General features: G+C 74.2%; 9 protein-coding genes and 1 pseudogene. 4 read left to right on the plus strand and 6 right to left on the minus strand.

Annotated elements, in window-relative coordinates; all coding sequences use genetic code 11:
- Positions 1-44: 44 nt before the first annotated feature.
- The 6 genes and pseudogenes from ACQPZG_RS02695 to ACQPZG_RS02720 all read right to left on the minus strand — a co-directional run bounded on the left by ACQPZG_RS02695 (position 45) and on the right by ACQPZG_RS02720 (position 9,746).
- Positions 45-2,054, minus strand: a complete 2,010-nt coding sequence (locus ACQPZG_RS02695) for a non-ribosomal peptide synthetase (protein ID WP_433544123.1) — start codon at positions 2,052-2,054, stop codon at positions 45-47.
- Between the two features lie 2 nt (positions 2,055-2,056).
- Positions 2,057-5,251: a non-ribosomal peptide synthetase gene (locus ACQPZG_RS02700; RefSeq protein ID WP_433544124.1), complete on the minus strand. Its 3,195-nt coding sequence runs from the start codon at positions 5,249-5,251 to the stop codon at positions 2,057-2,059.
- 340 nt (positions 5,252-5,591) lie between these two features.
- Positions 5,592-6,896: a non-ribosomal peptide synthetase gene (locus ACQPZG_RS02705; protein ID WP_433544125.1), complete on the minus strand. Its 1,305-nt coding sequence runs from the start codon at positions 6,894-6,896 to the stop codon at positions 5,592-5,594.
- Between the two features lie 71 nt (positions 6,897-6,967).
- Positions 6,968-8,218 carry an MFS transporter gene (locus ACQPZG_RS02710; protein WP_433544126.1) on the minus strand — a complete coding sequence of 417 codons (1,251 nt, stop codon included), beginning with the start codon at positions 8,216-8,218 and terminating at the stop codon, positions 6,968-6,970.
- 333 nt (positions 8,219-8,551) lie between these two features.
- Positions 8,552-8,725, minus strand: a pseudogene (locus ACQPZG_RS02715) (YbaK/EbsC family protein); the annotation flags it as partial.
- A gap of 64 nt (positions 8,726-8,789) precedes the next feature.
- On the minus strand, positions 8,790-9,746 hold the full coding sequence (locus ACQPZG_RS02720) for a GlxA family transcriptional regulator (protein ID WP_433544127.1): 957 nt from the start codon (positions 9,744-9,746) through the stop codon (positions 8,790-8,792).
- Positions 9,747-9,838: 92 nt separating this feature from the next.
- Here ACQPZG_RS02720 and ACQPZG_RS02725 point away from each other — a divergent pair, with 92 nt between their 5' ends.
- From ACQPZG_RS02725 to ACQPZG_RS02740, 4 genes are all read left to right on the plus strand, one after another.
- Positions 9,839-10,531 carry an MBL fold metallo-hydrolase gene (locus tag ACQPZG_RS02725; RefSeq protein WP_433544128.1) on the plus strand — a complete coding sequence of 231 codons (693 nt, stop codon included), beginning with the start codon at positions 9,839-9,841 and terminating at the stop codon, positions 10,529-10,531.
- 159 nt (positions 10,532-10,690) lie between these two features.
- On the plus strand, positions 10,691-12,136 hold the full coding sequence (locus ACQPZG_RS02730) for an acyl-CoA synthetase (protein WP_433544129.1): 1,446 nt from the start codon (positions 10,691-10,693) through the stop codon (positions 12,134-12,136).
- Between the two features lie 289 nt (positions 12,137-12,425).
- Positions 12,426-13,481 (plus strand): GNAT family N-acetyltransferase, encoded by a 1,056-nt coding sequence (locus tag ACQPZG_RS02735; protein ID WP_433544130.1) that lies wholly within the window; start codon positions 12,426-12,428, stop codon positions 13,479-13,481.
- 393 nt (positions 13,482-13,874) lie between these two features.
- Positions 13,875-14,546: a molybdopterin-dependent oxidoreductase gene (locus ACQPZG_RS02740; RefSeq protein ID WP_433544131.1), complete on the plus strand. Its 672-nt coding sequence runs from the start codon at positions 13,875-13,877 to the stop codon at positions 14,544-14,546.
- The last annotated feature ends 1 nt before the right edge of the window (position 14,547 follow it).

Consider the following 14,547-nt stretch of genomic DNA (forward strand, 5'->3'; position numbering starts at 1 on the left):
GGAGCGGCGGGTGGTGGGGTCCGGTACGGCGGGGGGCGGTCATCTCAGCCCCCGGCGCCGCGTGCCGCCGCTGCGGCGCACCGCTTGTCCAGTACGGCAACGACCGCCCGCAGGTCCGGCTGGCGCAGCAGTTCCGGCGCGCGCAGCCGCACTCCGGTCTCCCGCTCGACAGCGGTCAGCAGCCGGGCCGCGGCCAGTGAAGTGCCGCCGATGTCCGTGAAGTTGTCCGTCAGGGTGGCCGAGGGGCGGTCCAGGAGCTTCCGTACCGTTTCCAGCACGAGCCGTTCGTTGGCGGTCGCGTCGGCGGGCAGCGCCGCGGCGCCGTCCGCTGCCGCGGCGTCCGTCTGCTCCCGGGTCTCCGCCTCCCGCTTCAGCAGGGCCGCCCGGTCGACCTTCCCGTTGGCGTCCAGCGCGAACGCCTCGACGACGCGCACCGCGGAGGGCACCGCCTGTTCGGGCAGCCAGGCGCGCACCGAGGCGAGCAGCGCGTCCGGGTCCGGGGCGGGCGCCGGGATGCTACCCCGGTGCGGGCCGGCGGGCGCGTCCTCGGTGGCGTCGGAGCCGGCGGCCACGGGCAGCACATAGGCGACGAGGCGGGCGCGGCCCTCGGCGTCGCGCGGGGCGACGACCACCGCGCTGCGCACCGCCGGGTCCTGCTCCAACGCGGCTTCCACCTCGGCCGGTTCGATCCGCACACCGCTGATCTTCACCTGGTCGTCGAGACGGCCGAGGAACTCCAGTGCCCCGTCGGCCCGCATCCGCACCCGGTCACCGGTGCGGTACACGCGGTCCACCTCCGGCGGCAGGTCCGCGCCCGGCAGTGCGGCGAAGCGGCTCGCGGTGAGTTCCGCATCGAGGTAGCCCATGGCCAACTGGACTCCACCGACGCACAGTTCGCCGTCCTCGCCGCGTGCGACGACCTTGCCCTCGGTGTCCGTCACCAGGACGCAGACCCCGGGCAGCGGCAGGCCGATCGGCGGTGCGGCGTCCTCGCGCGCGTCGTCGTCGCTCGCCCGCATGGAGTGCGTGGTGGTCACGACGGTCGCCTCGGCGGGCCCGTACGCGTTGTGCACCACGGCGGTCACGTCCGGACCGGGCCGACGGCGCATCCGGTCGCCACCCACGACGAGATGACGAAGCGCCAGGTCCTGAGGCCAGGGCCGGTCGAGGAGCGGTTCGGTCATCGGGGTCGCGGTGACCGCGACCGTCACCGCCGCGTCCCGCCACCAGTCGGTGAGCGCGCCGGGATCCCAGCGGACGGCGTCCGGCGCGGGTACCAGCGTCGCGCCCGAGGTCAGTGCGCCCCACAGTTCCATGACGTGCGGGTCGAAGGCGACGCCGATCAGGAGGGTCTGCCGGTCGCCGGGGCCCAGACCGGTCTCCTCCCGGTACCAGGACAGGAGCGCCGACAGTGCGGGCTCCGCGACGGCGACCGCCTTCGGGCGGCCGGTCGATCCCGAGGTCAGGACGGCGTACAGCGCTCCCGGGGGAGCGGGGCGGGCCCCGGGCGCCGGCGGCAGGAACGCCGCCACCGTCCCGGCCACCGCGTTGACCCCCTCGGCGGGCAGCGGCAGGGCGAGGTGCTCGGCCTCCCGGTGCCGCTGCGGGAGCACCTCGGGCGCGCCGATCAGGCAGGCGACGCCGACGTCCTCGCCGACCGCGGCGAGCCTGCGCTCCCCGGGGCGCGGCCCCAGCGGCAGATAGACCGCGCCGACCCTGGCCAGGGCGACGGCGGTCACCACCAGGGCGGCGGAACGGTCCAGGCAGACCCCGACCAGGTCGCCAGGCCGCACCCGCCCGTCCCAGGTCCGGACGAGCGCGTCGGCCGCCTCGTCGATCTGCCGGTACGTCCAGGAGTGCGCCCCGTCGGTCACCGCGGCGGACCCGGGTGCGCGCCGCACCCACCCCTCGTAGGCGGCGAGCACCCCCACCGGGTCGGGGCCGACGGGCCGGCCGTACTGCACGCTTGAGGTCATGTCCTGCCGTTCCTTCACTGTGTCGGTCGCCGAGCGGGAGTGGGCGTCGGTCCGGTGGTGGGGTGCGGTGCCGGTCATCTTCACGACTCCCTCGACTTGGCGGTGGCGATGAGCGCACGGGCCTGATCGGCGAAGACGGGGTTGCGGAAGAGCACCCGCAGCGGCGGCCGGTCGCCAAGGTGCGGCTCCAGCCAGGCCGCGAGCTGAGCGGCGAGCAGGGAGTGGCCGCCGACGCGGAAGAAGTGCGAGCCCTCCTCGAAGCGGCCGTGCCCCAGCACCTCCCGCCACCCCTCGGCGAGCAGTGCCAGCGCCGGGTCGGCGGACCGGGCCAGGTCGGGCAGCGCGTCCTGCCCTTCGTCCGACGGCTCGTCGGCCTGCGCGGGCCGCTCCACCTCGGCGGCCAGCTTCGTCAGCGCGGCCCGGTTCGGCTTGCCGCCCGGCAGTGTCGGCATGGCATCGAGCCGCACCCAGTGGGCGGGCACGAGCGCTCCGGGCAGCTTCGCGCTCAGGGCGCTGTGCAACCCCTGCTCGTCCCACGCCGTCTCGTCCGCGTCGGTCTCCAGGAACCCCACCAGCCGGGGGCCGCCCGTCGCGGACGACCGGTCGAGCACCACGGCGCAGGACCGGCCGCCGAGAACGCCGGACGCGGCGGCCTCGACCTCCTCCAACTCGATGCGGTAGCCGCGCAGTTTGATCTGGTTGTCCCGCCGCCCCAGGAAGCGCAGCAGGCCGTCCGTGCCACGGAACCCGAGGTCACCGGTGAGGTAGACGCGCTCGCCGCCGAGCGCGGGCACCCGTACGAAACGGGCCGCGGTGGCCTCCGGATTGCCGACGTACCCCTCGGCCAGTCCGGCACCGGCGACGGCGAGTTCACCGACCGCGCCGTTCGGCAGCGGGCGCAGCCCCTCGTCGAGCACGTGCACGCGTTCGCCGGGCAGTTCGGTGCCGAGCGGCACCTCGGCGGCCGTGCCGAGGGCGCCAGGGTCCAGCTCGTACACGGTGGAGCTGATCGACGCCTCCGTCACCCCGTACGCGTTCAGCACGCGCACGTCGGAGCCGCTGCCCGAGCCGGTCTCCCGCAGGAACGCCCGCATCACGTCGGCGGGTATGCGCTCGCCGCCCAGTACCAGCAGCCTCGGCGCCCAGCGGCCCTCGCGCAGCACGGACCGCAGGTCCTCCTGCGTGGCGAGGAAGTAGCTCGTGGGCAGGTTGGCGACGGACACCCGCGCGGCCACCAGGAGTTGCGCCAGCTCGCCGCCGGTCGGCACCTCGAACTCCGGTACCACCAGGCAGGCCCCGGCCCACAGCGAAGGCAGCACCTCCTCCAGCGCCACGTCGAACGACGGCTGCGCGAACAGCAGCGCCCGGTCACCGGCCGCCAGCGCGAAACGGTCGGCCACCCCCGTCAGGTGGTTGCGCAGCGCGGCCCCGCCGACCGCGACCGGCTTCGGCGTGCCGGTGGAGCCCGAGGTGTGGATGACGTACGCCGTCGAAGGCAGGGCCTCGGCGGGCGCGGCGGGCGGCAGCACGGCGTCGCCGACCGCGCCCGCGGGCAGCCCGTCCGGCACGGCCACCGAGCCGTCGGACGGGGTGAGGACCATCGCCGGGCCCAGCCGGTTCAGCAGCAGTTCCAGCCGGGCAGCGGGGTCGGACGGGGACAGCGGACAGTAGACGGCCCCGCTGCGCAGACAGGCCAGCAGCGTCACCACCGACTCAACGCCGCGCGGCAGCACCGCCGCGACGGGTTGGCCCGCCGTGACCCCGGCGGCCCGCAGCCGGGCCACCAGGCCGTCGACCCGCTCGTTCAGCTCGCCGTACGTCAGCCGCCTGGCCCCGACGAGCACGGCGGGCAGTGACGGGTCGTGGCCCGTCAGCACGTCGAGCGGGTCGCGGTCGGCAAAGCCCCGTGCCTCCGGCTCCGCGGCGGGCGCCGCGGGCGGCGGCGCCAGCTCGGCCAGCACCGTGCCGGGCGCGTCCAGGTAGGCCCGCAGCAGGTCCAGGAAACGTCCGGCGAGCAGCCGGGCCACGTCCTCCCCGAACAGATCGGCGTCGTAGTCCCACACCATCGTCATGCCGGCCGCCCCGTGCCGGGGGCCCACCCCGCGCCGGTCGTCGGGCAGCAGCACGACGTCGAGGTCGAAGCGGGTCGTCCCGGTGTTGAACCCCTCGAAGAGGGAGATGTCCAGCCCCGGCACCTCCAGGTCCGGCAGCACGGCGTCGTGCGCGCTGAACATCACGCTGAACAGCGGATTGTCCGCACCCGACGTGTGCAGGCCGAGCGCCCGCGTCAGCTCCTGGACCGGCACCTCCTGGTAGGGCAGGGCCCGCAGCAGGGTGTCCGTCACCTCGTCCATGGTGTCCTCGGCGGGCGCGTCGGCGTCCAGCCGCAACCGCAGCGGGATCGTGTTGACGAACATCCCCACCGCGTCCTCGAACCCGAGCGGACGGTTGCCCACCGCGGTCCCCACGACCATCTCGGAGCGCCCGCTGTGCCGCCGCAGCAGCTCCGCGAACAGCCCGAGCAGGGTGGCGAACGGGGTCAGTCCGCGCTCCTTGGCGTGCGCCCGCAGCCGCTCCGCGAGGTCCGCGCCGATCGACTGCCGCAACTGGCCGCCGTGGTGCCGGCGTTGCACCCCGGGCCGGGCCAGGCCGGGCAGCGGCATGTCGTACGAAGCGCCCTCCAGCTCGGCGCTCCAGTACTCCAGCCCGGCACGCATCACCTCGTCCCGGGCCGCCGGGTCGGCCTGCGCGCGGATGTGGTCGGCGTAGGAGGAGGCGGGCTTCAACTCCTCGCTCTCGCCGAGGACATGGGCCCGGTACACGCCGAAGACGTCGGCCAGCAGGATCGCGAACGAGTGCCCGTCGTGGATCAGGTGGTGCTCGACGTGGATCAGCCGGTGCCGCTCGTCGGCCATCCGGACCAGCGTCCAGCGCAGCAGCGGCGCCTCGAAGGTGTCGAGCGGGCTCTCGGCCTCGGCACGCAGCAGAGCCTGGAACGCGCTCTCCGGGTCGGCCTCCCCGCTCAGGTCCACGGTGCGCAGCCGGGGCGGGCACACGTCGGCGACCCGCTGCCCCGGCATGGCGCCGGGCACGGGGACCAGTTCCAGGCGCAGACCCGGGTGGCGCTCCAGCGTGGCGGCCAGTCCGCGCTCCAGGGCGCCGACGTCGAGGGTTCCCCACAGGTCGAGGGAGGCGGTGAAGTTGTAGGCGCGGCTGCCCGGCTGCACTTGCTCGTGCAGCCAGACGATCTCCTGCGAGGAGGAGAGAGGAAGCATGGCGATCCCTGAGGTTGTCGGGTCGGACGTGCGGGAAGAGGCGGCGGGGCACGGTCGTGCCCGCCGCCCGTGGCGTACCGGCGGGCCCGCGGGTCACGCGGTGCCGCACCGGAGGTCGTGGCGCCCGGCCGGACGCCGCACGGCCCCGTGCGTACGGGGCCGGCCGTGTCGGCAGGGCAGTGGTGGTGTCGTGCACGAGCGGCCGTGTCGTACGCGCGCAGCCGTGTCGTATACGACCTGTCGTGTTCGTACGCGAGCAGCCGTGTCGTACGGGAGGAAGCCGCGTCGTCCACGCGGGTGGCCGTGCCGTACGGCACCCGGGGCGGTCCGGCGGGGCGGGTCAGGAGACGGGCAGCCCGGCCCGCAGCTCCCCGGCCAGCGCGGCGAAGGCGTCCTGCGCGGCGTCGTCGGCGAGTACCGTGCGGTCCCACACCATCCGCACCTGCAGTTCGGCGCCCTGGACGACCGACACGGCGAACGGGGCGCGCACCCGGCGGCCGTCGACGTGCACCTCGCGTCCGGCCACCCCGCCCAGCCGCAGCGTCGGGCGGCGACGGGCGTCGTCCACGGTCAGCAGCCCGTCCAGCGCTCCCGACCACCGGGCCCCCGCCGACCGGGCGGCGTGCACGACCTCGTCGAACGGGGTGTCGGCCCGGTCCAGGTCGTCCCACCACTCGGTGGCCGTCACCTCGGGCGCGGGGCGCTCGGGGCCGGTCGCGGCGGGGAAGACCACCGTATTGAGGAAGCAGCCCAGCACCGGCGGCGCCCCGGCCGGTCGGCCGCCCCACGGGTAGCCGATCGGCGGGACCCGCCCGGGGCCGTACAGCACGCCCGCCGCGGCCCGGCAGGCGTCCAGGAGGGTGGCGAAGGGCACGCCCAACTGGTCTGCGCGGAGGGTGAGTTCAGCGGCACCGGTGGGGATGCCGGCGGACGTGTCGGGCTTGGCCGCCCGCTCCTGCACGGTACGAAGCCGCTCGCCCCAGTACGCGAGCGCGTCCGGTGTGCTCGCCCTGCGCTCGGCCTCCAGCTGGAGCAGCACCGCCTCCCGGTACTCGGCGAGGTGCGAGGCGACCTCGGCGGGCGACGGGTCGAGCGGCCCGAGGCGGTCCCGGTAGGCGTCGCCCAGCTCCTCGACGATGCGGGCGAGCGACCGACCGTCGCAGGCGGCGTGGTCGAGCACCACCGCGAGCACCTCCTCGGCGGCGTCCTGCGCGAGGAACAGGCGCAGCGGAGGGCCGTCGGACGACCAGGCGCCCACGGCACGGCGCAGCGCGTCGTGGACGTCCTCGCCGGGCGCCCGGCGCACCCGTTCCACGGGTATGCCGGGATCCGCCTGGCGAAGCACCGGAGTGCCCCGCAGGACGCAGGCGCGGGAACGCAGCGCCGGGTGGCGGGCGGCGAGGCACTGGGCGGCGGCCTGCAGCCGCACGGTGTCCACGGTGCCGCGAGGGAACGCGAAGAACATCGGAACGGTGTCCGGGCGGCCTGCCGGATCCATGGCCCGCACCAGGACGAAGCGGCGCTGCGCACCGGTGACGGGGAGCAGGTCCGCCCCCTCGCCCGCGGTGCTCGCGGCGAGCCGCTGGTAGCGGTTCAGGTACTGGCCGGTGATGCTCGGACGCTGACCGGTGATGCTGGAGTGCACGAGGTCCTCTCTCTGATCGTTTCTCTGACCGTGGAAAAGCGGTTCGGGACCTGCCGGTGGGGGCGGACCGGTCAGTCGGCGTCCGGCAGGTCCCGCATGGAGCGCAGCGGCGACAGCAGCAGTGGCAGCGGTACGAGGAGGAAGCCCACCGCGCACACCCACAGCGCGGCGCGCGCGCCCAGGGCGTCCGCGACGCCTCCGCCGACGAGGGCGCCCAGTGGCAGCGAGCCCCACATCAGGAACCTCAGGGTGGCGTTCATCCGCCCCAACAGACGCGGCGGACACAGGGTCTGACGGAAGCTCACCTGGGCGACGTTGTAGACGACCGCACCGAAGAAGACCGCGGCGGAGGCGACCGCGAACAGCGCCGCCGCCGCACCCTTGCCCGCCAGCGGCCACAGCAGCGCGAAGGGCGCCGAGGCCAGCGACGCCAGCCAGATGATCCGGGCGTGCCCGAACCGCCGGGCGAGCCGGCCCGCGCACAGCGCGCCGGCGAGGCCGCCGACGGCCGAAGCGGACAGCATCAGTCCCACGACCCCGGGCTGGAGGTCGAGGACCCGCACCAGGAAGACGGTCTGCGTGGCCATCAGCATGGCGCTGAAGAAGTTGCCCAGACCGGTCGCCCCGGCGATGACCCGCAGCAGCGGATGGCCCAGCACGAAGCGCAGCCCCTCGGCGACGTCCTTGCGCAGCGACGCTCCGGGAACCGGCTCGGGTTTGTTCTCCGGCTGCCGTATCGCGAGCAGGAACACCGCCGACAGCAGATAGCCGATCGCGTCGGCCACGATCGCCAGGTGCGCCCCGACGAGCTGAACCAGCCCGCCGCCCAGGCCGGGGCCGGTCACCTGGGCGGACGAACGCACCGTCTCCAGGGCGCCGTTGCCCGCCACGAGCTGTTCCTTGGGCAGGAGTTGCGGCAGGTAGCTCTGGTGCGCGACGTCGAAGAAGACCGTCGCCGCACCGGTGACCAGGGCCACCAGGTACAGCTGATACATCGTCAGTACGCCCGCGAACCCCGCCAGCGGCACGCTCGCCATCGCGACGGCACGCACCACGTCGGCCCGGATCATCAGCGTGCGCTTGCGCATCCGGTCCACCCACGCTCCGGCGGGCAGGCCGATGAGCAGGAACGCGGCCGTCTCCGCAGCCGTCAGCAGGCCCACCTGGAAGGCGGGGGCCCGGAGTTCGAGGACGGCGACGAGCGGCAGCGCGACGAGAGTGACCTGTGCGCCTACTTGCCCGGCCGTCGCCCCCGCGAGCAGCAGGCGGAAATCGCGCAGGCGAAGAAGGCCGCCGGGAGCGGCTCGTGTCGAGGTGGGCATGCACGTGACCTTCACCAAGGGAAGATCAAGAGTCAAAGCGGAGTTGAGAGTTCCGGACTTTTTTCCTTCATTGGCGACCAACGAGCGTAAATATTCCGGCAGATGCAGACGTCCAGTAGATGAACTGCTCCCACGTTCGGACTTGTGTGGGAGGTGTGCGGGCCGCTGTTCACGGGTGTGTGCGGCCTGCGGCGGGAAGTTCCGGGCCGACGGTGCAGGTATGTCCGAAAGTAGTCACCCGGTGACAGGTTTAGGTCACCGGAGCAACCTGAACCGGTCGATAACCGTCCGGAGTTGAATGAAGCATTCCGCTTGTCGTCGCGTGCCGACGCGTCAGCCCGCGAGGCAGGGCAGGACGGCGGCCCCGGGAAGCTGGGCGAAGACCTTTCCCGGAACGACCAGCTTGCCGACCCGCCGGCCGCTGCCGATCAGGACCCGCTCCAGTTCCAGCAGGGACGCGTCGACGAGGAGCGGCCAGTCCGCGGGCAGGGCGACGGGGGTGATGCCGGCCTGCCCGGCAAGGCACCGAGGTGCGCCGCGAGCCTTCGTCACGCGGCCTTCGTCACGCGGCCTACGGCGCGCCCGTGAACGTGCGCCGGTAGGAACGGGGCGGTACGCCGCGGCGCCGTACGAACTGCTCACGCAGCACCGCCGCGCTTCCGTAACCCACCTGCCGGGCGATCTCCTCGACCGGCAGCCGGGTGGTTTCCAGGAGTTCCTCCGCCCGGCTCAGCCGCAGACCCCGCAGCCAGGCGTGCGGGGTGGTGCCGGTCGCGGCGGTGAAGCGGCGGGCGAAAGTGCGTCTGCTCATCATGGCGCGCCGGGCCAACTCCGTGACGGGGAGCGGCTCGTGGAGGTGTGCGCGGGCCCAGCCGAGAACCTCGGCGAGCCGCTCGTCCTCGCTGTCCTCGGGCACGGGCGCGGCCAGGTACTGGGCCTGACCGCCGTCGCGGTGAGAGGGCAGCACCATGTCCCGGGCGACGGCGTTGGCCGACGCGGTGCCGTACTCGCGACGCAGCAGGTGCAGGCACAGGTCGAAGCCCGCGGCGGCGCCGGCACCCGTGACCAGGTTCCCCTCGTCGACGTAGAGGGCGTCGGCCTGCACCGCGACCTCGGGGTGGCGCTCGGCGAGCAGTGCGGCGAACCGCCAGTGCGTGGTGGCGCGCCGACCGTCGAGGAGTCCGGCGGCGGCGAGCGTGAACGTGCCGACGCAGTGTGCCGCGACCACCGCGCCCCGCCCGTGCGCGGTGCGCAGCGCGTCGAGCACGTCCGGGCCCGGCGGCGTGCGGAACCCCGCCCCGGGCAGGGCGAGGACCAGGTCGGCGTCGGCGAGCCGGTCCAGCCCGTGCGTGAGGGCGAGCGGCACCCCGCAGTCCGTGGCCACCGGACCCGGCCGGTCGGCGCACAGGGCGAAGTCGAAACCGGGCGACCCGGCCCCGTGCGGCCCGAAGACCTCGGTGACGATACCGACGGCGAGCATGCCGACAGCGGGCGGGACGTAGGCGGCGACAGTCGAGAAGGGCGGCATCGACGCAGTGTGGCACACGGGTGGCACGAATCCTGCGGTACCAGGCAGATGTGCCACTCGTGCACCGCCCGTCCGCACGCCACGATGAAGCCATGACGAACACCGCCGCACCCGCGACCACCGCCACCAGCAACTCCGCAACCGTTGCCGCCGCAACCGCAACCGCAACCGCAACGGCCGTGCCCGCCGCCACTTCTGACGCACCGCTCGGCCGCACCGCCACCCACCACGTGCTGACCACCGGCTACGTGGGCTCCACCGGCCCCGGAGTCGCCGCGACCGTCTCGTACATCGCCGACGCCGGACGGCACGTGATCTTCGATCCCGGCATGGTCGCGGGCGTCGACCGCATTCTCGGCCCGCTGGCCGAACTCGGCCTGGGCCCCGAGGACATCACCGACGTGGTGCTCAGCCACCACCACCCCGACAACACCATGAACGTCGGCCTCTTCCCCGACGCCCGGGTGCACGACCACAAGGTGGAGTACCGCGGCGACCAGTGGACGAACAGGGACGCCGAGGGGTACGCCCTCACTCCCTCCCTCCGGTTGATCCGCACCCCCGGGCACAGCCCCGAGGACATCACGCTCCTGGCGGGCACCGAATCCGGTGTGGTGGCCTTCGCGGGCGACCTGTGGTGGCACTCCGAGGGCCCGGCGGACGACCCGGTGGCCCCGGACCGCGAGGTACTGCGCGCGTCCCGGCGACGGGTGCTGGCCGTGGCCGACCTGATCGTGCCCGGACACGGCGCCCCGTTCGAGGGCGACGACACGACGCCGCGCTAGCGTCGCGGAACCGAGATTGGGTCCCGGGAGGTCGCGGACCGCAGGGGGCACTGTTCCGTCCCGGCCGAAGCATGAGAGATTTCGTTCGCGGGGCCGGGACGCCTCGCACGCCCCGCCCCGGGCCGCCGCGTTCTCTCCGCCTCCCGCAGGAGTACAGACATGCCCGCTCTCTTCCCCGCCCTCGACACAGCCGGTGCCGCGCCCGCCCTGCGGTTCGGCGAGCGCGCACTGGACTACGCCGGGCTCCGGGCGGCGGCCTCGGCCACCGCGGTCCGCCTCGGCGGCGCACGACGGGTCGCCCTGTGGGCCACTCCGACCCTGGAGACCGCCGTGGGCGCACTGGCCGCGCTCCTCGCCGGAGTTCCTTTCGTACCCCTCAACCCCGGCAGCGGAGCCCGCGAACTGGACCACCTGGTGACCGACAGCGCACCCGAGCTCGTGCTCGCCGCACCGGGCGTCGAGCTGCCGGGGCCGCTCGCCGCCCTCCCCGTCGTCCATCCCGACCCGGCGCCCGCGGGGCCGCTGCCCGACCTGCCGCCGGAGCCCGGCGACGAGGCTCCCGCCCTGATCGTCTACACCTCGGGCACCACGGGCCCGCCGAAGGGCGCGGTCCTGCCCCGGCGGGCGGTCCGCGCGACTCTCGACGCGCTCGCGGACGCGTGGCAGTGGAGCGCGGACGACGTCCTGGTGCACGGGCTGCCGCTGTTCCACGTGCACGGTCTCGTCCTGGGCGTCCTCGGCCCGCTGCGCAGCGGCGGCAGCCTCCGCCACCTCGGCAGGTTCTCCCCGGAGGGAGTCCGGGACGCCCTGGCGGACGGCGCGACGATGCTCTTCGGGGTGCCGACGATGTACCACCGGCTCGCCGAGGCGCTGCCCGCCGACCCGGCGCTGCGGGACGCCCTCGGCGGCGCCCGGCTCCTCGTCTCCGGCTCCGCCGCGCTGTCCCGACGCGACCACCAGGCCCTCACCGCCGCCACCGGACAGCAGGTCGTCGAGCGGTACGGGATGACCGAGACGCTCATGATCACCAGTGTCCGTCCGGGCGGCGCACCCCGGCCGGGCAGTGTGGGCACTCCGCTGGACGGCGTCGAACTGCGCCTCGTGGACGACGACGGCCGGACCGTCGACGCCCGTGACGGCGAGACGCTCGGCGAGATCCAGGTGAAGGGCCCGAACCTCTTCCTGCACTACCTCGGCCGGCCCGATGCCACCGAAGCCGCCTTCGACGGGGACTGGTTCCGTACGGGCGACATCGCGACGACCGACCCGGACGGGGCCGTGCGGATCGTGGGCCGACGCTCCACCGACCTCATCAAGAGCGGCGGCTACAAGATCGGGGCCGGCGAGATCGAGAACGTGCTGCTGGAGCACCCGGCCGTCGCCGACGCGGCCGTCACCGGGGAACCGGACCCCGACCTCGGCGAGCGGGTCGTCGCCTGGATCGTCCCCAGAGACCCGGCGGCCCCGCCCGGCGAACAGGAGCTCGCCGACCACGTCGCCGCCCAGCTCACCCCGTACAAGCGCCCCCGGACGGTGCGGCTGCGGGAAGCACTGCCCCGCAACGACATGGGGAAGATCATGAAGAAGGCCCTGAAGAACGACTGAGATCCGAGGGCGGGGACCGAACGACCGTCACCGAACGGTCGGGACCGAACAACCGTCACCGAACGGCCGGGACCGAACGAGCGTGACCGAACGGCCGAGGCCCACGACCGGGCCGGTACGGCGGGTCCGCCACGGCGGGCGTCCCCCGGATGTGCGTCCGAGCGGGCCTTCCCCCGTGGTGGGCCCTCCCGCGACCCGCCCCCGACATGTCCCCCGGGCCGCTGCGTGTTTTGATCGTTCGAGGCGGCAGGCCCCCGGGCCCGCCGGTTTCGCGAAAGGACGGCAGCACGTGCAGGGACAGGACGACGCGCACCGACAGGACGACGCACGGGGACAGGACGACGCCGTACGGGGCCTGACCGCCCGGCCCCTGAGCCGGGACGCCGTATCGGCCTGGCTGGAACTCCACGAGGCCGTGGAGCGGATCGACCGGGCCGGTGAGCACGTCGACGCGGCGGAGCTCGTCGAAGTGCTGGAGGATCCCAAGCTCGACCTGGCGCGGGACAGCACCGGCTGGTGGGACGGAGAGCGGCTGGTGGCGTACGGCGTGCTGCACACCCCGCACGGCGCGAGCGACGCCGCCCGCTTCGGCGGGGACGCGGCGGTCCACCCCGCTCTGCGGCGGCGCGGACTGGGCACCGGGCTCGTCAACTGGCTCGCGGACCGTGCCGCGGCCCGGCACGCCGAGAACCCCGAACTCGCCGACCTCAAGGGCGAGTTGCTGCTCGACGGACTGGCCGGGGACGAGGGGCTGCGGCGGCTCGCCGAGAACTGCGGCTTCGCACCGTCGCGCTGGTGGTTCACCATGAAGCACCCCCTGGATTCCGACCGCCCCGATCCCCGGCCGGCCCCCGAGGGCACCCGTTCGGTCCCCTACGGCCCGGAGCACGACGAGGCCACGCGGCTCGCCCACAACGACGCCTTCCGCGACCACTGGAACTTCACCGAACTCGACCGGGCCGACTGGCACACCAGGGTCACCGGAGCCGGCGCTTTCCGGCCCGCGATGTCCAGGCTGCTGGTGGCGGGCGACGAGGTGGTGGCGTACCTCCTCGCGGAGGAGAACGACGCGAAGACGGCCGCGACGGGCCGCCGCGACTGCCACGTGGGCTACCTCGGTACGCGCCGGGCCTGGCGGGGCAGGGGAGCAGCGCCCGCCCTGCTGGCGGAACTGCTGGGAGCCGCACGCGACGCCGGCTACGACACGGCGTCGCTGACCGTCGACACGGCCAACCCGAGCGGTGCGCTGGGCTTCTACCAGCAGACCGGGTTCACGGTGGACCGCGAGTCCGTGACGTACGCGCGCCCCCTGGAGGCCGCAGTGCCCGAGGACGGGGCGCGGTAGCGCGTACGGCGCGGATGCCCGTCCGCGCGTACGGGCCCGCCCGTGTGCCCGTGCGCGAAGGGCGTACGCCCGCCGAAGCCCCGCCCTCCGCCCCACGCCCCTGCTTCCGCTCCTCCGCCCCACGCCCTGTGTCCGCCCTGCCCCCCGCGTACGGCTTCTTCTTCGTCCCGGCCCTGTTCGGCTCGGTCGCGGTGACCAGTGCGCTGTGGGAGGATTCGTCGCCTTGCGCGCGAGCTGCGTCCTGGTCATCTGGTGGTTCTACGCCCGCACGGGAGCCGAAGCGCTTAGCCGACCCCCGGCGACCGCCCGGAGACGCCGGACGGCATGATGGACCCGGACGCCGACACGTATCGGTGCCGGGTCCGTTCGACTCCCCTTTCACGGAGGATCGACATGTCACTTCCCCCCGGCCAACGCGCCGTTGAAGGCTTCCCACGCTTCGGCACCCATCTGCACCGCCCGCCGCCGCCCGTCCCCGCCGACCCGGTCATCGTGATCGGCGGGGCGCTGACCGAGCCCCTGACGCTACCGGTGGACGACCTCGCGAAGCTGCCCCGGCAGGAGCTCCGCGCCGACTTCCACTGCGTCGCCGGCTGGTCGGCAACGGGCCTGCTGTGGGAGGGAGTCGCCTTCGCGACCTTCTACCGCACACAGGTCGAACCGCTGCTCGCCCCCGGCACCTCGGTCAGCCACGTCGTGTTCGAGGGTCTCGACGGCTACCGGTCCGCCGTGCTCATCGAGGACGCCCTGGCCCACGACGTCCTGCTGGCCGACCGGCTCGACGGGAAGCCGCTGAACAGCGACCACGGCGCGCCCGTGCGGCTGGTCAGCCCCGGCCAGTACGGCTTCGTCAGCACGAAGCACCTGTGCCGCGTCGACTTCCACACCACCCGGCCCCCGGACCCCGACCGCTTCTCGCCCCTCGCCGCCCACTTCAGGGCGCGGGTCTGGCAGGAGGAACGCCACCGCCGTCTTCCCGGCCGGGTGGTGCGGCCGGTCTACCGGGCGCTGATCGGACCCATCCGCGCCCTCAGCGCCCGCGGCGGCAGCCGCCGCACGCCGTGAC

Source organism: Streptomyces sp. CA-294286 (genome assembly GCF_050947155.1).
Lineage (GTDB): Bacteria > Actinomycetota > Actinomycetes > Streptomycetales > Streptomycetaceae > Streptomyces.